Raw genomic sequence first — 17845 nt, 5'->3', positions numbered from 1 at the left:
GGCGTGCACCTGGTGCAAGCGTTGCGTAAGCGATCCGACCGCCCGTCGATCGAGGGCCGTCAGTGTCTGCGGTAGCCAGTCGACGAATCCGTCGCTCGTGCATGCTTCGGGGACGCGCCCGGCCAGTTCGGCGACGGCCGACCGCACCGAGGTCACCGATTCGGAGCGGGCGGCGACGATTCCAGCCCGCAACCCGGCGAGACGATCGGCGCGCAGCACCGCCGATGACGACGCCCGCGCTACGGGTGCGGCGGTCGTATCGGTACCGGGTCGATCCGGGTTGCGGCACCAGTCGAGGAGTTCGTCGATCCCGGAGGCCGCACCCGGGACCGCCGCCAGTTCGACGGACGTGGCGAAAACAGGGAGACGCTTGCCAGGGTCGAGGCGTTGTCGCGAGTCGGCGATGGTTTTTGGCCACGAGGGGTAGGCATCGACCCGGCAGGCGACGAGGACCGTCGGAATCTTTGCTGCCGTGAACTCCGCCAGCAGTCGCGTCTCTTCCTCTGCGGATGGCATCGACGAGTCGAGGGCCAGGACCGCCACCGCTCGCGTCGGTTCGCACTTGGCGATGTGTGCTTGAAGCTGCATGGGCTCGAAGACGACCGCTACCGGGTCGGAAAACCCGCGGGCAATCAACGCATCCGCGAGGCCGTCCATGTCTGCGCCAGCCGTCCCGGCAATGAAAAGTGTCATCGCAAGCTCTCCGCCGCGAGCCGATATTCGGCTGCGGTGCGGTCGAATCCCCGGGCCGCCAGCAGCCGCAGTCCCGACAATCGGTGAGCTCGACGACGTGCCGCAATCTGACCCGAAAGGGCCCGGATCGGCGGGGCGAGCGCATCGATTCCGCTTGCCGCTCGCAGGTGCCCGGTGAGCGCCTGGGCATCGATGCCCGGTTGTTCGGCGACTGCGGCCATCGCCCGCGCGAGGCCCCAGCGACCGTATGCGGCGAGTAACCGTGCTTGTTCCGGGTGCTCCGCGAACGCTGCGGCAACGACGGGGACCACGAGGCCACCGCCTTGCCATTCCGAGAGCAGCTCGACGTCCTCCTGGGTAACTGTGAGCCCAGCGAGCAGCCCGGACACCGGATAAACCTGTCGCCCGGGCGCGCTGGGCCGCTGATCCGCCCGACGCGTATCGCATTTGGAGGCGACTACCAGGATCGGTGCCTCCGTCATGGCGATCGCCGCGGTATCGGCCGACCGAACCTGCGCACCGACGACTCGAACCAGCAGATCGGGCGGAGCGTCGCCTGCTGGCGCATCAGTTAGCGCGACAACCCCAAAACACTTGGTTAGTGCCCGCGCCAGGGTTGTGCTCCCAGCTCCGGGTAGCCCATTGACTTCGACGACTAGCGGTTGATTCACCCCGTCCACCTCCCCCAAGGTGTTTGCGTGGAATGAACCTACCGCTTGAGTCCGACACAATTGGTCAAGTCAGACAATTTCCCCACACTCGGTTCGCGTCGCGTCGTACTCAGCGAACGACCCCAATAATGAGGAGCACTGTCGCGCCGATCATGGCCGGCGCAAGCGAAGCGAGCAGAAAGTCCACGACGCGCTCTTTGCCTGCCGACGCACGATGATCGCCGGTCGCGGCCGGAGCGAAGCGGCGTCCCGCACCCCAGAGTGCCCCCAACTGGGTTGCCAGCCAATTGGCGTAAGTCCCGTAGGCCAGAAGCACGACCGTCACGACGCCCCACACGTGAGGCATGTTCATTAGGGGCCACAGCAGACCTACAAGCATGAGGAACGGTCCGTTGGTCATGCCTTGGAGATGGCTCGCCACACCCATGCGCGGGTTCTTCGACGCCGGGACCGCCAAACCGGTGATGAGCCCGAGAAGAAACAGAACCAAGCCGAGGACGACCAGTAACTCCTGCATCTATCTACGGTAATGCGCTTTTCCCGCGTGGGATAGACATTTTCCTGGGGACAAGACCCATCAAAATGCCTGGTGAGTCCCACTTCTCTCATCTCGGACAATTTGGTGGCTTACACCCGGTTCAGCACCCGTAATGCCATCCGATCGGGGTGTCTATTGTGATCGAGCAGCACAAATAGGTCACGATGGATAGGTGAACACCGACGCCGCCGAGGGATCGGCGCCCGATACTGACCGATCGCGCCTCTATCCGAGGGTCACGAGTTTCCGCTTCCGACGCGGCTCGCTCTCCGATGGGCAGAAGCGCAATTGGGAGACCCTGTGGCCCCAGTTGGGCCGGGACCTGCTCACGGGCCCCGAGCGCGTCGACGAACCAGAACTCGACGCGCCCGCCTGGTTTGGTCGCACCGCGCCCCTCATCATCGAGGTCGGCAGCGGCACCGGTATCTCGACCGCAGCGATGGCGGAAGCCGAACCCGACGCCGATGTGGTCGCCGTCGAGGTCTACCAGCCGGGACTGGCTCAGCTGGTCGGTCTCGTCGACCGCGCGGGATTGACGAACGTCCGCATGATCCGTGGCGACGCGACGGTTGTCTTCAGCGAACTCGTCGAATCCGATTCGCTGACCGGCGTCCGCGTATTTTTCCCTGATCCTTGGCCCAAATCGCGGCATCACAAGCGGCGTTTCCTGCAGTCCGGGACCATCGAACTGATCGCCGATCGACTCAAGCCCGGCGGCGTCCTTCACATCGCCACCGACCACGCGGACTACGCACTGTGGATCGCCGAACTGCTGGCGACGCAACGTGCTGACCGCCCCCACGTGGTCCCCCTCACCTTTGACTCCCCGATTCTCCTGGAACGTCCGACCACCAAGTTCGAAGGTCGTGCCCAGGTGGAGGGCCGCGAGGTCAATGAGTTCGTCTACGTGAAGCCCATGCGCGCCGAGGAGAAATCATGACCACCGACTTCGCCGAGGCAGTTTCCGGCGCCAGCACCGTTCCCCGATTGCTGTTGGTGTGGGATGCCCCCAACATGGACATGGGTCTCGGTGGGATTCTCGGCGGCCGTCCGACCGCGGCGCACCGACCGCGATTCGACGCACTCGGCCGCTGGATCCTGAAGCGCAACGCGGCGCTCGCCGCCACCCTGCGCACCGAGGTGGAACCCGAAGCAACGGTCTTCACCAATATCGTTCCGGGCAGTGCCGACGTGGTGCGGCCCTGGGTCGAGGCGCTCCGCAACGTGGGTTACGCCGTCTTCGCGAAGCCAAAACTCACCGAAGACAGCGATGTCGACACCGATATGCTCGATCACATCCAAGTGCGACGGTATACACCTGGCCTCGCCGGAGTGATCGTCGCCTCAGCGGATGGACAGGCCTTCCGCGAGCCGCTTCTGGAGATTGCCGCCGAGGGCATTCCGGTCACCGTGATCGGCTTCCGTGAACACGCCAGTTGGGCCGTGACCTGCGATGATATCGAGTTCATTGACCTCGAAGAGATCCCCGGCGTGTTCCGCGAAGCGCTGCCGCGAATCGGGCTGGATTCCCTGCCAGACGAGGGTGCCTGGCTGACCCCGTTCCGCCCGTTGAGTGCGCTGTTGAAGTAGGCCGCGCCCCCAAACCTGAATCGTCAGCGACGTTTTCTCAGTTAACACTGAAACAATTGGGCTTTCGGTCCCCGCAAGAGGAAGGACACCGGCGTGTTCGGATCCATCGGCTCATTCGTCTACCGAATGCGTTACACGGTTATCGCCGTCCTCGTTGCCCTCATGGGCGGCTTGGGCCTCTACGGCATCAACCTGCCCCAGTATCTGTCGCAGAGCGGCTGGTTCGACCCGACGTCGCAGTCGGTGGTGGGCGCGCAGATTGCCGACCAGGCTCTCGGCCGTGATCACAAGTCCGATGTCATTCTGCTGATCACCCCACCGCAGGGGACCACCGTCGACGATCCGGCGTTCGGCGCCAAGATCGAAAACATCATCAACGACCTGACCAGCCAATACCCGGAGATCGTCAGCCGCGAGACCGGCGACGGGCACGCGGGAATCATCGATCCGTTCGATACATCGGGCGGCGGTGCGGGCGCCACGGCCGCCAAGATGAAGCAAGACCGAATGTGGACCGCCGATCGAAAACACGGCTTCGTCTCCATCGGTGTGGCTGGCGACGACGACACCTCAATTCTCAATAACTACAAAACCATTGAGCCCTTCTTCGACAACCTGGCTGGCAAGTACGACCTCCCCGGTACCACCTTTGAACTAGCTGGTCTGCAGCCGATCGCCGGGTCCATGAGCAAAGGCATGGACGAGGACATCCAACGTGCCGAACTGATTGCACTACCGCTGGTCGCGATCATGCTGTTCTTTGTTTTCGGCGGCGTCGTAGCGGCAATTCTGCCGGTGTTTATCGGTGGCCTCACCATTGCCGGGTCGCTCGGCATCATGAAGGTCCTCGCACAGCTCACCGAGCTCAATATTTTTGCCCAGTCGGTCGTCACCCTGATCGGCCTGGGTATCGCGATCGACTACGGCCTCTTCATCGTGAGCAGATTCCGAGAAGAGTTAGCCGAGGGTTATACGGTCAAGGCTGCGGTTCGAAGAACTGTGATGACCGCCGGTCAGACGGTTGTTTTCTCGGCGACCATCATCGTCGCTGCCCTCGCCTGCCTGCTGATGATGCCGCAGTCGTTCCTCAAGTCAGTCGCCTACGGCGCGATCGCCTCGGTCGGCCTCGCCGCGCTGCTCTCGATCACGGTTCTGCCTGCCATTCTCGCTGTCCTCGGGACCCGCATTGACGCCCTGAGCTTGCCGTTCCTGAACCGCACCAAGACGCGGGAAGAAGTGGAGAACGGTTTCTGGGGTCGCCTGGCGGGCTGGGTCATGAAGCACCCGATGAAGACCGCCGTCCCCACCGTTCTGCTGCTCCTCGCGCTCATCATCCCGTTCGGCAACATCGCGTTCGGCGGCATGACCGAGGCCTACCTGCCTCCGGACAATGCGAACAGGCAGGCGCAAGAATCGTTCGACAAGTACTTCCCCACCGAACGCACCGAAGACCTTAAGATCGTCGTCGTTTACGACCAGAACACCGACGACGCGGCAGGCAAGATCCAGACGATCGCTGACGAAGCGAACAAAATCCCGGGATTCACCAAGTCGTTTTCCCCGTCCGCCGACGAAGGCGCCCTCGAAGGGATTTGGGGCGACGAAGAAAATGGGCTCGGCGTCACCCAAATGTCGGCTGGCCTGCTCGAACGCGAAACCGCGCCCGAGGCGATCAAGGAACTCCGCGCCATCGATCCCCAGGGCATGACGGTCTACATCACCGGTATGCCAGCGCTGACCCAGGATTCCATCGACTCCCTCATCACCCGGTTGCCGATAATGGCCATCCTCCTGGTTCTGGTGACCGGGCTGCTGATGTTCCTGGCATTCGGTTCGGTAATCCTGCCGATCAAGGCCGCTCTGATGACCGCCTTGGGGCTGGGATCCACACTCGGCATCCTGACCTGGATCTTCATTGATGGCCACGGCTCGTCGATCGCCAACTTCACCCCGGGACCGCTCTTTGCCGCGGTTCTGGTGCTGATCATCGCGATTATTTACGGCCTTTCGACGGACTATGAGATATTCCTGCTGTCCCGCATGGTCGAAGCCAGACAGCAGGGCGCGTCGACGACGGAGGCGATCCGCGTCGGTACTGCCCACACCGGCCGCATCATCACGGCTGCGGCCGCGATCCTGGTGGTGGTGACGGGCGCGTTCGGACTGTCGGACATCGTGATGATGAAGTACATCGCGTACGGCATGATCGCCGCCCTCATCCTCGATGCGACCGTGATCCGCATGCTGCTGGTGCCGTCGATCATGAAGATGCTGGGCGATGACTGCTGGTGGTCGCCTCGATGGATGCAGCGCTTGCAGCAAAAGATCGGTCTCGGCGAGACGATCCTGACCGACGAACCCAACGACAAGCGGCCGGACTACTTCGAGTCGCTGCCGGGCGGTACCTCGGGCGGAGTGGTCGCGGCTGCCGAAGCGCCAACCACCGCCATGCGGATGCCCGCCGCGGTCTCACCGCGCAGTGTGGCCGGTCAGGCCGAACCGCGCGGCGCTCGCCGCGGCCCGGTGCCCCAGCCCACCGCGGACAGCACCCTCGATGAGCTTGTCGACGACGCCGTGGCGCCGGCGGCTCCCCGACGGCCCAAACGCAGTGAGTCTGGTCCGGATACCGGTTCCTGGAAGTTGGGCCAGGGCGGCGTCCGCCAGGCCGCCCCCGAGCAGCCAGCACGTCCGCGACCGCAACCGCAACCGAAGCCAGCACCCGCACCCGCCACGGCACCGCGACCGGCCCGTCGGCCAGTGGGTGCCCCGACACCGCAGCGGCGGGTTCCGCCACGTCCGGTAGTCACGCAGGCGCAGCCTCAGGCGGCGGCCCCGGTCCCACCAACTCCCCGGCCGACACCCTCGGCCCCGAAGCCAGCCCCTGCCCCCCAGACTGCTTCTGCCCCGCAGACTGCTTCTGTCCCGCAGCCTGCCCAGGCCCCTAAGCCGTCCCCCGCGTCCAAGGCCGCACCAAAGTCGGCACCGACGCCGCCTCCTCGACCGGCACCAGCACCGATACCGGCACCGACACCGCCGCCTGCCCGCGAACTCCGTCCGGACCGCGGCGACACTGGCACACAGATCAGCGTGCAGGATCTGCTGCGCCGGAGTCGGTCAGAACAGTCAGACGACAAGTAGGACCGTTCTTACTCGGCAGTTAAGCTGATGACCATGCCTGACGACGACGCCCCAGACGGCACCGGAGAAGTCGCTGGGGACAATCCATCGAAAGCCAAGTCTTCGCGCCCCTGGCGCCGGTGGCTTAAATGGACACTCATCGTCGTTGTCCTGGGGATCTTGATCGCCGAAGGCATTATCATTTGGCCCCGACTCGCCGAGTCCTGGGCTCAGGTCGATCAGATCCGGTGGGAGTTCGTAGTCCTGTCGATCATCGCCGCACTGCTGTCAATGGACAGCTTTGGGCACGTCCAACGGGTTCTGATGCGATCGGCTGGCGTCCGGGTACGACAGCGCGAGTCGCTGGCGGTGATCCTCGCCTCGAACGCGGTATCGCAGACTATGCCCGGCGGTCAGGTGTTGGCACCGGCGTTTATTTACCGCGAGTCACGCCGGTGGGGTGCCACCCCTGTCGTCGCGTCGTGGCAGTTGGTGATGTCCGGGTTGCTCGCCGGTGCGGGCTTGGCGATGCTCGGCCTCGGTGGCGCCCTCCTCGCTGGTGCAAAGACCAGCCCCTTTTCGGTGATTTTCAGTGCGTCCGCGCTAATCGTGTTCATCGCGATTGTCCAGTACATGGCCAGTCACCCGCAGGTCCTCGAAACGATCGCGGCCCGACTACTGTCGTGGTTCAACGACCTGCGCGATAAGCCTTCCGACTACGGTGCCGACAAGCTTCACCAGGTCATCAACCAGTTGCAGGCGGTTAAACTCGATCGCCGCCACGCGCTGAGTGCCTTCAGTTGGAGTCTGTTCAACTGGATCGCCGACGTGGCCTGCCTGGCCGCAGCTTGCTACGCGGTCAACGCACATCCATCAATTCCCGGCTTAATGGTCGCGTATGCGGCGGGCAAGGCCGTCGGGACCGCCGTTCCGCTGCTGCCCGCGGGCATCGGCGTGGTCGACGGAGTCCTGGTCGCGGCGCTGACTTCTGCGGGGATGTCACTCACCGACGCGGTGACCGCCGTGCTCATTTACCGCATCGTCAGCTACGTCATCATCTCGGTGATCGGCTGGGTCATCATCGCCATCCGGTACCGCGGACGATTCCAGACTGGCCGCAGCCTCGAGGATGAGATGGCCGAGGACACCACCCAGGCCAATCCCGTGATTAATCCCGACTCGATTAATCCCGATGACGCACCGGGTACCGCGTAGCTGTCACCGCGGTCGCTACGGTGGAGGGCATGAGTGCCACCACTTCGCGTTTCGCGACCCCGCTGGTCGCCGATGTCGTCGCCATTGCGGTTTTCACCATCATCGGCCGCGCCAGCCATGAGGAAGCCCTGTCGGTCACCGGGTTTTTGACGACGTTTTGGCCGTTCCTGGTCGGTGCCGCGATTGGTTGGGTGATCACCGCGGCAGTGCCAGGTGGCCGTAGCTTTGCCCCCGCTGCCCTCTGGCCAGCGGGTGTGGTGGTGTGGATTTCGACGGTCGTCTTCGGCATGGTCTTGCGCGCCGTCTCCGGGCAGGGCACGGCGCTGCCGTTCGTCATTGTCGCCACCCTCGCAACCGGCCTACTCCTCCTCGGCTGGCGCGCGGTGGCGTTAGCGGTGTCGCGCCGCACCGCGAGCTCGGTGTGAGGTACCGCTAGCTCAGGTTGAAGTACTTTTGGGCCACTTGAAGGGCGGCCGTACCGGACTTGGCACCCTCGCAGTAGACCACGATCACTTTGCCGCCCTGCGTGCCGACGAACCACCCGGGTCCCTGCGGCCCGTTGGTGCCGACGAGCGCCTTCAGCCCGGGAGCCTTCGTCAGATCGCTGGCGTCGCCGGTCTTGGCAGTCTGGGTCATCGCCGCCCGGATCGCGGCCATCACGCCATCATCGAGCTTGCCCATCTCCGCGGACACCTTGGTTTCGACGCCCTTAATGAGGGTCGGCGCTGCTCCGTCTTTCCCAGCGGTTGATCGTTCGACCGCGACCCCCAAAGCCGCCATGCTCATCATCGACGCCGTGAAGTCGGCCGGGTGATAGGCGGCCGCAGCCACTCGGGGTTGGGCGCTCGCAGGCAGGCTCACACCGGGTGCCGTGAACTGCACACCCAGGCCCAGCGAATGCAAGACTCCGGTGGCAGTTTTGTCGTCGCCGCCCTTGCCCGCTTTGTCGATGGCGGCGAAGACCGGATCCAAGGTGGTGCCCACCGGATAGGCGATGCCTGCTTCGGTCTTGGCCTTGGCTGCGGCGTCGTTCTGGGCCATCGCCAAGATGGCACCGGTCTGTCCGTTCAACGTCATGATGGTCGCTGGCTGAGCCACTTCGACGGCCGCATCCCCCAGGGTCAGCTGTTCGTTCTGGTTAATCGTGGTGAGCACATCGGGCCCGGCACCACCCTGGTGACCTGCGAGTTTCTGCGGCGGGGTGCCCGGTACCACCATCTGGACCTGCCAACCGGCCGTCGCATCGCGGATGGCGTTCCAGTAGTTCGTCAGGCCGTCGGCCAGCGGGGTGGTGAGGCGGCGGTCGGACATCACGAGCATGCCGGTCTTATTGACACTGACACCGGCGATGCGCGACGGGTCCGAACTCAAGACCTTCAGATCTTCATCCCGCAGGGTCACGACGGTGACTTCTTGACCGGGCGAGGCAGCGAGCTTCCCGTTAATCACGTTGACGGTGACCAGGGGCGCGGCTGGTGCAATCGCCGCGGCCAGGGCCCGAACGGTCTTGTCGAGGTTCTTGGTATTCGCCGGGTCGACGGTGATCTGCGCTACCGGTTCCATCTGCATGAATGGCTTGCCGCTCGCGCTGCGGACGGTGGGGGCGGGCTTGGCGTCGGTGCGGATCTCCCGAAGGCGACCGTCTGCGGTCAAGCCGGTGTACAGCAGGCCTGGGTCCCACTGCACTTTCCACCCGGACGACAATCGGCGCGCCGAACCGGCGGTCTTCGTTTCGAAGCTGTGGTCGGCCCAGTTCCATTTGGTGTTGAGGGTAAAGGAGGCGCTGCCGTCGCTGTACTCGACGAGCCGCGACGGAGAAACCGAGACATCGCGGGCGTGCATGCCGGCGAAGGTCACGCCGAGCGACTCCGAGGCCTGGCTCGGTGACGTCGTCATTTCCGCAGCGCCCTGCGTGTCCTGTCTGCCCATCGCGTCAGCGAACGCACCGACTGCGCGTGAAGCATCGGTTGCGTTGTCCGAAGAGCACCCGGCCATCGACAACACGACGGCGAAGGACGAGACCGCTGCTATCACTGCGCGTCGACGCCTGAAACCCATAGTCCCAATTATCACTCTATTCCCACCCGTTTCACTGGCCCCACGCTAGCTTTCTAGAAACTATGTGGTCACAATCCGACAACACCCACGGTTTTCCCGTGTTCCCCAATGTCGCGGATACTGGAATTATGACCTGGTCAATCACCCGTTCCGCGGAACGCGCCCACACCGAAACGCCATGGTTGCGATCTTCACATTCGTTCTCATTTGGTGACCACTACAACCCAGCCAACACCCACCACGGGGTCTTACTGGTGCAAAACGAGGACATTGTTACCCACGGTGAAGGTTTCGATATGCATCTGCACGCCGACACCGAAATCATCACGTGGGTGTTATCCGGATCTCTCGTCCACCAAGATTCCGAAGGCAATTCCGGCGTCGTCTACCCGGGCCTCGCTCAACGTATGAGCGCAGGCACCGGCATCCTGCACTCCGAACGCAATGATTACGCCGAGACCGGCGAGGACGACGTTCACTTCGTCCAGATGTGGGTGATGCCCGACGAGTACGGCCGCGATCCCAGCTACGAGCAGTTCGACCTCGCAGGCGAACTCCAACCGGGCCGACTGGTCCCCGTCGCCTCCGGTGCACCGACCGTCGACGCCGCAATCCGCATCGGCAACGCCGGCGCCACCCTGTCGGCAGCCCGATTGTCCGCCGGTGACCGAATTGTCGTCCCGACTTCCCGCTTTACGCATCTGTTCCTCACACGCGGCAGCATCGAGGTCGACGGCGAGACATTGAATACCTCAGATGCCCTACGCGCCGAGGATTTTGGCGGGTCGAGCCTTCGCGCTATCACCGACGCCGAGGTATTGATTTGGAGCATGGATAAGCGCCTCGGGGAATAGATCGCCGCCAGATGACACTATGGAGAGCGTGACTATCGAGCAGACCTCCGGGCTCGACCTCGAGTGGGTCGACAACTCCGTCCGAGCAGCAGATGACCTCTTCACCCACGTCAACGGAAAATGGTTGCGCGAGCACCAGATTCCCGACGACCGCAGTATCGATGGTGCCTTCCACGTGCTGCGCGACAACGCCGAAGCTGATGTCCGGACCATCGTCGAAGAATGCGCCGACAGTAATCCCGAGGCCGGGACTCCGGCCGCCAAGATCGGCGACCTCTACACCTCGTTTATGGATACCGACCGCATCGAGGAAGTCGGCATCGCGCCGATCGCCGATCAGCTGGCTGCCATTGCCGCCATTGCCGACGCCTCCGAACTCACCCGCCTGCTGGGCCAAATGCAGCGCGACGGTGTTGGCGGGCTCTTCGGCATGTACGTCGACACCGACTCGCGGCAGTCGGACAGGTACCTGGTCCACGTGTCGCAGAGCGGGCTCGGACTGCCCGACGAGTCGTACTACCGCGAAGAAAACCACGCGCAGACGCGCGAGGCCTACCGCGCGCACATCGCCGCCATGTTGGCGCTCGCCGAACTCCCCGACCCGCAGGCACAGGCTGACGCCATCTTCGAGTTGGAAACGGCAATCGCCGCCAACCACTGGGATGTGGTGCGCCGTCGCGATGCCGAAGCGACCTACAACTTGCGGACCCTCACCGAGTTCACCGAATTGGCCAGCGGATTCGACCTCGGGGCCTGGCTCACCGGCCTCGACGCCGGTGCCACCTTCGACGAAGTGATCATCGGGCAGCCGTCGTTTATCGAGGGGGCTGCCGCGCTGCTGGCTTCGCAGCCGCTGGAGTCGTGGAAGAGCTGGCTGTCGTGGCGGCTCTTGCGGACGGTCGCGCCGTACCTGTCGAGCGCTTTCGTCGACGAGAACTTTGCGTTTTACGGCCGCACGCTGACCGGCGCCGAAGTGATCCGTGATCGCTGGAAGCGCGGCGTGCAGTTCGTCGAAGATGCGGCCGGTTTTGCGGTCGGCGAGGTGTACGTGCAGCGGCACTTCCCGCCGGAGGCCAAGGCCCGGATGGACGAGTTGATCGCAAATCTGGTCGCGGCGTACCGCCGTAACATCGTCGATCTGCCGTGGATGACGCCCACAACGCGAGAGAAGGCCCTCGCGAAGCTGGAGAAGTTCACGCCGAAGATCGGCTACCCCGCCAAGTGGATCGACTACTCGACCCTCGAGGTGGATCCGACGGACCTGATCGGGAACTCGCGTCGTGCCGCAGCATTCGAGACGGCACGCGAACTCGCCAAGATCGGTCAGCCAGTCGACCGTGACGAGTGGTTCATGACGCCGCAGACGGTCAATGCCTACTACAACCCCGGCATGAACGAAATCGTCTTCCCGGCCGCCATCCTGCAGCCGCCGTTCTTCGACCCGAATGCCGACGATGCCGCCAATTACGGCGGTATCGGTGCGGTGATTGGCCACGAGATCGGTCACGGCTTCGACGATCAGGGCGCCAAGTACGACGGTGACGGCAACCTCGTGGACTGGTGGACCGACGACGATCGTGCCGAATTCGGCAAACGCACCACCGCCCTGGCCGCCCAGTACAGCGAGTTCACGCCCGAGGGATTGGACGAAAAGTACAAGGTCAACGGCGAATTCACGCTCGGCGAGAACATCGGCGACCTCGGCGGATTGTCGATCGCACTGGTGGCCTACCAAATCGCACAGGAGCGGTCGGGCGAACAACCGCGAGTGATCGACGGCCTTACCGGCGAGCAGCGCGTCTTCTTCAGTTGGGCGCAAATCTGGCGAACCAAGACCCGCGATGAGGAAGCGATTCGTCGCCTCTCGATCGACCCGCACTCACCGCCTGAGTTCCGCTGCAACGGAGTGATCCGGAACGTAGATGCCTTCTACGACGCCTTCGACGTCAGTGAGGGGGACGCGCTGTATCTGCCGGAGGACGAGCGGGTTCGGATTTGGTAATCGGCTACGCTGATTCGCACCTCAGATAGGTCACACATTCGGCCGAACAGACTACAGACAGGCGCCGTCGTGCCCTGTTGAATTTTAGTCACCCGTTCGGCCAACAGACCGCACACCGCTGAGCAAGGTGCCAGAATGGCTGCGAACCCTCAACTCCCGATTCTCTTTCGCGGAACAGCCGAGTGGGAGGCCGCATGCCTGGCGTTCAACGCGGCAGCCATTCCCTCACCGGACATTGCCGTGACTCCACGACACGCCAGCGAGGTCCAGTCCGCCGTCCGGCATGCCGCCGAACTGGACATCCCGGTGTTCCCGCACGCTACCGGGCACGGAGCCGCGCAACCGGTGACAGCGGGCATGTTAATCAATACGGCGGCACTCAATTCGGTCAACATCGACGCCGACCGGGACACCGCCACCGTTGGCGCGGGCGCGCGTTGGCAGCACGTCATCGATGCCGCCGCACCATTTGGACTCGCCCCCCTCAATGGGTCGTCCCCTGACGTCGGCGTCGTCGGCTACACCCTCGGCGGCGGGATGGGGCCAATGGCACGCACCTTCGGCTTTGCCGCCGATCACGTGCGGTCGTTCCAGATGGTTGACGCCGGGGGCGATCTCCGCCAGGTTGACGAGGAGCACGACGCCGACCTGTTTTGGGCCATGCGCGGAGGCAAACTACCAGTCGGCATCATCACCGAGATCACATTCGGCCTGATGCCGATTAAAGATGTGTACGGCGGCGCGATCTTTTTCCCCGGCGACCTCGCGCCCCAAGTGATGCACGCCTTCGGCGAGTGGGCACCGTCATTGCCGTCGAGCACCACCGCGTCCATTGCGCTCCTACGACTGCCCGACGCCGACGATGTACCACCGCCCTTGCGCGGCCGACTCAGCGTGCACCTGCGCTACGTCCACGTCGGCACCGACGTGGACGGTGCCCGGCTCCTAGCGCCCATGCGGGCCGTCACGCCACCGATTGCCGACATGGTGGGGCGGATGCCCTACACGCAGATCGGCTCTGTCCATCAGGACCCGACTGAACCAATGCCCGCTTGGGACAGCAGCTGCCTTCTCGGCGAACTAGCGCCCGCGACCATTGATGCCATGCTCCAGGTTGCTGGACCGGACTCCAATGCGCCGCTGATCATCGCCGAGTTCCGGCTTCTCGGTGGGGCCCTCGGTGACGCACCCGCCGTCGATAACGCTGTCTCCGGGCGCGGTGCGCCTTTCCTTGCGTGTGCGATCGGGCCGTATCCGCCGCCATTGCGCGAAGCGGTCGACGCCGTCGGCGGTGCCCTGATGACCGCGTTACATCCGTGGTCGATCGGGGCTCAAGCGAACTTCCCCGACCGGGTGGTCGCGCCCGGCGACCACACCCGCGTGTGGTCTCCCGACGTATTGGACCGCCTCCGCTCAGTGGCTGCCGCCACCGATCCGGAAGGGCGATTCGGCGCATCGTGGTGACGATTGACCGCAGTATCGGCCAGTCGGACCAATCCGGCATCGTTGGTGCCCGCAAGGGAATAGCGTCGAGGCAAGCCAAACAACGTTGCCGGGAGTGATCTACCGTGACTGCTATTTCTCCAGAATCTGATGTGCGCCAAGGGTTTACTTCGCTCCGTGCGGGTGGCATGAACTGGGAGTCGTTCCCGCTGAGACTGTTCACCAAGGGCAACGCGAAGACCTGGAATCCGGCAGCAATCGACTTCACGCAAGACGCCAAGGATTGGGCCGAACTCAACGACGAGCAGCGCCGCAGTGCCACCTACCTGGTTGCCCAGTTTGTGGCAGGCGAGGAGGCCGTCACCCAGGACATCCAACCGTTCATGTCGGCGATGTCTGCCGAGGGCCGCTTCGGCGACGAGATGTACCTATCGCAGTTCTGCCTCGACGAGGCCAAGCATGCGCAAGGCTTCCGACTCTGGATGGATGCCGTCGGTCTCACCGAAGACCTGCACCCGTACGTCTCGGAAAACCCGTACTACCGTGAACTCTTTTACGAACAGCTCCCCCAGTCCCTCCGGATTTTGCGGACGGACCCGTCGCCGGTCAATCAGATTCGCGCCAGCGTCACCTACAACCATGTCATCGAAGGCAGCCTCGCTTTGACCGGCTACTACGCGTGGCGTCGCATCTGTGTCGAGTCTGGGATCTTGCCGGGTATGCAGCAACTGATCGGCAGCATCGCCGAGGATGAGACTCGCCATATGGCGTGGGGCACGTTTACCTGCCGCCGACATATCGCCGCCGACGATTCCCTTTGGCAGGTTGCGATGGATCGCTTCGGCGAATTGGTGCCGACCGCCATGGAAATGATCAAGTGGGTCAACACCCAGTTCGACGAGCAGCCCTTCGGCATCGACAACGAGGTCTTCCTCGCCTACGCCGCCGACCGCGCGCAGCGCCGACTGCACGCCATTGAATCGGCTCGCGGGCGTCCCGTCGAAGAGATCGACGTCGACTACAGCCCGGTGACCTTGGAAGAAAAGTTCAACGCCGAGGACGCCGAAACGTTAGCCCAGGCAGCGACCAGCTAGACGGCCCTGCTCTTAGACTGTCCTGCTCTTAGATCGCCCTGCTCTTACTCTTAGATCGCGCTGCCTTCTTGCCACTGCTTCCAGGACAGTTCCCAGTCGCCGTAGGTGTCCCACACCGGCAGGGGCGGGCCGCCCGAGTTGGTGACCTCAACAACGTCGCCGAGGCCGAAGTGGTCGAACATCCACTGCGAGTCGGCCGGGCTGAGATTAACGCATCCGTGCGAGACGTTGGCACTGCCCTGTTGACCCACGGACCACGGTGCCGAATGGACAAATTCGCCGTCGTTGGAGATGCGGAGGTCGTTGTAGACGGTTTCGCGGTAGTAGCCGGGATCACCCTGGCAAACGCCGTACGTGCAGGAGTCCATGACTGTCTGGGCGGCCTTCTCGGAAATCACGTGCGGGCCGTTGTGTGATGGGTTGTTGGGTTCGCCGAGACTCATCGGCATCTGCTTGACCTGTTGGCCGTTGTGGAACACGGTGAGCAGCTCAGTGGAACCGTCGGCCTTGGCGACCCAGGAGTCGTGGACGGTGTAGTCGACGGACGTGTCTTCCGCGCCGTAAACCCCGTCGCCGAGGTCGACGCCGTAGATCTTGGCTTCCATGTGGATCTTGGTGCCGGCCTGCCAGTAGTTGGGGCCGCGGTAGTGAACATTCTGGTCGTCGATCCAGTACCAGGATCCGGGCTGAGCTGGCGTGGTGGTGACGGTCAGCAACTTCTGGACGGCCGCCTTGTTTTTCACCGGCTGGGTGAACTGGAAGACGAGCGGTTGACCGACGCCGATGCCGACGCCGTCGACCACGTCCGGCGACGGGATGACATTCGCGTAAGCGGTGGTTGCGGGGTCGATGGTGGTGACAGTAAACGATTTGGCGGTGGGCTTCTTGTCGGCGTTTACGGCGGTGGCGTTAACCGTGTAGGTGCCGCCGTAACCGAGGTCTTCGCTGGTCGTCCAATGCGTTGCGGGTCCATCGAGGCCGCCCGCGACGTGCTTGCCCTGCGCGTTGGTGACGGTAACGGTCGTCAGTTTGCCGCCGACGGCGTCGACGACGATCGGCGTCGTCGGGTTGATGGCTTTGCCCGTCGCAACTGGAACGGTGACTTGAGCCAGTGGCGGCGGGGGCGGCGGCGCGCTGCTGCACGCGCCGACCAATAGTGCCGCGCCGATCAGGCCTGCGGCGGCTGCCAATGACTTCCGTCGGTTCAACGTGGTCCCCTCGAAAACGTGTTTTCACGGCGCTGTGGCACCGACCACCAATTGTCCTCCGAAAATCTGTGAATTTTTACCGTCGGCGGCCAGAACTTTATTTCCCGGCGTCGACTGCGGCGAGGGTTACGCCGGTGATGGACGCTGCCGCACCTGCCATGACCAGCACCGACGGCCACGCGCCGAGCTTTTTGGCGAGGGGATGTGAGATTCCGAACGCGCCGAGGTACGTTGCCGACAAAGCGCCCGTAACCGCCGCGCCACGCGGCAACCATCGACGTCCGGCGGCCGCACCGGCTGCGGCGAGGACGACCCCGCCGAGTGGCCGTTTTCCGGAGTATCGAGCGGCGGCGAAGCCACCAATCAGACCGGCGGCAACAAGTGGGACGGAGGCATCTATTTGCATGTGTCCAGAGTACGACTACCACCGAACTAGAACGCGTTCTATTGTGGATGCATGGACGTGACTTATGAGGGAACCAAGCGTGAGATCAGCACCGACCAGGGCGTGATCCGCTACCACGAGGCTGGCGAGCAGAACTCTGACGTGTTGATCTTGCTGCACGGCTCGGGTCCGGGCGTAAACGGCTGGCGTAACTACCGCGGCAACCTGGGATTCTTCGCCGAGACCCATCACACCTTCATCGTCGAATTCCCGGGATTCGGTGTCTCCGACCCGGTCGAAGGCCATCCGGTGATGACCGCTGGTGCTTCGGTGATCCGGTTCATGGATGCGCTCAACATCCCGTCAGCTGCCATGGTCGGCAACTCGATGGGCGGCGTGGTCGGCATCAATCTGGCCATCAAGTACCCCGAGCGCGTCGAGAAGCTTGTGACCATTGGCGGCGTCGGCCCCAACATCTTTAGCTCGAGCCCGTCCGAGGGCATTCGCCTGCTGCAGGAGTTCACCGACACCCCCGACCGCGACAAGCTCCTCCGCTGGCTCAACTCGATGGTCTGGGACCGCAATGTCGTCACCGACGAGCTGATCGAGGAACGCTGGGAAGCTGCCAACGATCCGGACGCCCAGAAGACCGCCGCGATGATGTACGGCTCAAAGGCCTTCGCGATGATGCAGCAGTACCAGGCCAATGCTGATACCCCGCCCTACTGGGCCATGATGCACAAGGTGAAGTGCCCGACGCTGCTGACCTGGGGTCGCGACGATCGCGTGAGCCCGCCCGATATGTCGCTTGCGCCGATGCGCTTGATTCCCAACGCCGAACTCCACATCTTCCCGAACTGTGGTCACTGGGTGATGATCGAAGCCAAGGACGCCTTCGAGTCGTCCGTCCGGGCCTTCCTGCAGCGCTAACCCCGCCCGTTCCCGCATGATGCGTCGATTCCCGCTCCATGTCAGAC

At 63.7% G+C, this 17845-nt stretch carries 16 protein-coding genes; 10 read left to right on the top strand and 6 right to left on the bottom strand.

The window, feature by feature from the left end:
- The 3 genes from WBA38_RS11015 to WBA38_RS11005 form a co-directional block, all read right to left on the bottom strand.
- Window positions 1-693 (bottom strand): GTPase domain-containing protein (locus WBA38_RS11015; RefSeq protein WP_424322703.1); only part of this gene is annotated, 693 nt, incomplete at its 3' end.
- Window positions 690-1364 carry a hypothetical protein gene (locus tag WBA38_RS11010; protein WP_424293781.1) on the bottom strand — a complete coding sequence of 225 codons (675 nt, stop codon included), beginning with the start codon at window positions 1362-1364 and terminating at the stop codon, window positions 690-692. The genes WBA38_RS11010 and WBA38_RS11015, both read right to left, overlap by 4 nt.
- A gap of 109 nt (window positions 1365-1473) precedes the next feature.
- Window positions 1474-1881, bottom strand: coding sequence for a hydrogenase (locus WBA38_RS11005; protein WP_424322702.1), 408 nt, complete (start codon window positions 1879-1881; stop codon window positions 1474-1476).
- A gap of 193 nt (window positions 1882-2074) precedes the next feature.
- On the opposite strand from WBA38_RS11005, the gene trmB reads away from it, so the two are divergent.
- The 5 genes from trmB to WBA38_RS10980 all read left to right on the top strand — a co-directional run bounded on the left by trmB (window position 2075) and on the right by WBA38_RS10980 (window position 8249).
- Complete coding sequence (gene trmB, locus WBA38_RS11000) at window positions 2075-2842, top strand: tRNA (guanosine(46)-N7)-methyltransferase TrmB (RefSeq protein ID WP_424293779.1); 768 nt, start codon at window positions 2075-2077, stop codon at window positions 2840-2842.
- Window positions 2839-3492 carry an NYN domain-containing protein gene (locus tag WBA38_RS10995; protein WP_424293778.1) on the top strand — a complete coding sequence of 218 codons (654 nt, stop codon included), beginning with the start codon at window positions 2839-2841 and terminating at the stop codon, window positions 3490-3492. The genes trmB and WBA38_RS10995 overlap by 4 nt, the downstream gene beginning before the upstream one ends.
- Window positions 3493-3585: 93 nt before the next feature.
- Window positions 3586-6630 carry an MMPL family transporter gene (locus WBA38_RS10990; protein WP_424322701.1) on the top strand — a complete coding sequence of 1015 codons (3045 nt, stop codon included), beginning with the start codon at window positions 3586-3588 and terminating at the stop codon, window positions 6628-6630.
- A 33-nt stretch (window positions 6631-6663) separates the two neighbouring features.
- Window positions 6664-7824: a lysylphosphatidylglycerol synthase transmembrane domain-containing protein gene (locus WBA38_RS10985; protein WP_424293928.1), complete on the top strand. Its 1161-nt coding sequence runs from the start codon at window positions 6664-6666 to the stop codon at window positions 7822-7824.
- Between the two features lie 29 nt (window positions 7825-7853).
- Window positions 7854-8249, top strand: coding sequence for a DUF3054 domain-containing protein (locus tag WBA38_RS10980; RefSeq protein ID WP_424293929.1), 396 nt, complete (start codon window positions 7854-7856; stop codon window positions 8247-8249).
- A 7-nt stretch (window positions 8250-8256) separates the two neighbouring features.
- Here WBA38_RS10980 and WBA38_RS10975 read toward each other — a convergent pair whose 3' ends face one another.
- Complete coding sequence (locus tag WBA38_RS10975) at window positions 8257-9819, bottom strand: NTF2-like N-terminal transpeptidase domain-containing protein (protein WP_424322704.1); 1563 nt, start codon at window positions 9817-9819, stop codon at window positions 8257-8259.
- Window positions 9820-10010: 191 nt separating this feature from the next.
- Here WBA38_RS10975 and WBA38_RS10970 point away from each other — a divergent pair, with 191 nt between their 5' ends.
- From WBA38_RS10970 to WBA38_RS10955, 4 genes are all read left to right on the top strand, one after another.
- Entirely contained in the window at window positions 10011-10736 is a 726-nt protein-coding gene (locus WBA38_RS10970) for a pirin family protein (RefSeq protein ID WP_424293931.1), read from the top strand.
- 19 nt (window positions 10737-10755) lie between these two features.
- Window positions 10756-12738, top strand: coding sequence for a M13 family metallopeptidase (locus WBA38_RS10965; protein ID WP_424322700.1), 1983 nt, complete (start codon window positions 10756-10758; stop codon window positions 12736-12738).
- A 135-nt stretch (window positions 12739-12873) separates the two neighbouring features.
- Complete coding sequence (locus tag WBA38_RS10960) at window positions 12874-14202, top strand: FAD-binding oxidoreductase (protein ID WP_424293933.1); 1329 nt, start codon at window positions 12874-12876, stop codon at window positions 14200-14202.
- Between the two features lie 104 nt (window positions 14203-14306).
- On the top strand, window positions 14307-15275 hold the full coding sequence (locus WBA38_RS10955) for a R2-like ligand-binding oxidase (RefSeq protein ID WP_424293934.1): 969 nt from the start codon (window positions 14307-14309) through the stop codon (window positions 15273-15275).
- A gap of 50 nt (window positions 15276-15325) precedes the next feature.
- Here WBA38_RS10955 and WBA38_RS10950 read toward each other — a convergent pair whose 3' ends face one another.
- Together WBA38_RS10950 and WBA38_RS10945 are read right to left on the bottom strand one after the other, a co-directional pair.
- A complete protein-coding gene (locus WBA38_RS10950) occupies window positions 15326-16429 on the bottom strand; it encodes an Ig-like domain-containing protein (RefSeq protein WP_424293937.1) in 1104 nt (367 codons plus the stop codon).
- A gap of 151 nt (window positions 16430-16580) precedes the next feature.
- A complete protein-coding gene (locus WBA38_RS10945; RefSeq protein ID WP_424293935.1) occupies window positions 16581-16889 on the bottom strand; it encodes a hypothetical protein in 309 nt (102 codons plus the stop codon).
- A 51-nt stretch (window positions 16890-16940) separates the two neighbouring features.
- On the opposite strand from WBA38_RS10945, the gene WBA38_RS10940 reads away from it, so the two are divergent.
- Entirely contained in the window at window positions 16941-17798 is an 858-nt protein-coding gene (locus WBA38_RS10940) for an alpha/beta fold hydrolase (protein ID WP_424322699.1), read from the top strand.
- Window positions 17799-17845 lie beyond the last annotated feature (47 nt).

This window comes from Gordonia sp. (in: high G+C Gram-positive bacteria), assembly GCF_049647785.1.
GTDB lineage: Bacteria > Actinomycetota > Actinomycetes > Mycobacteriales > Mycobacteriaceae > Gordonia.
This window is presented reverse-complemented; position numbering and strand designations above follow the sequence as displayed.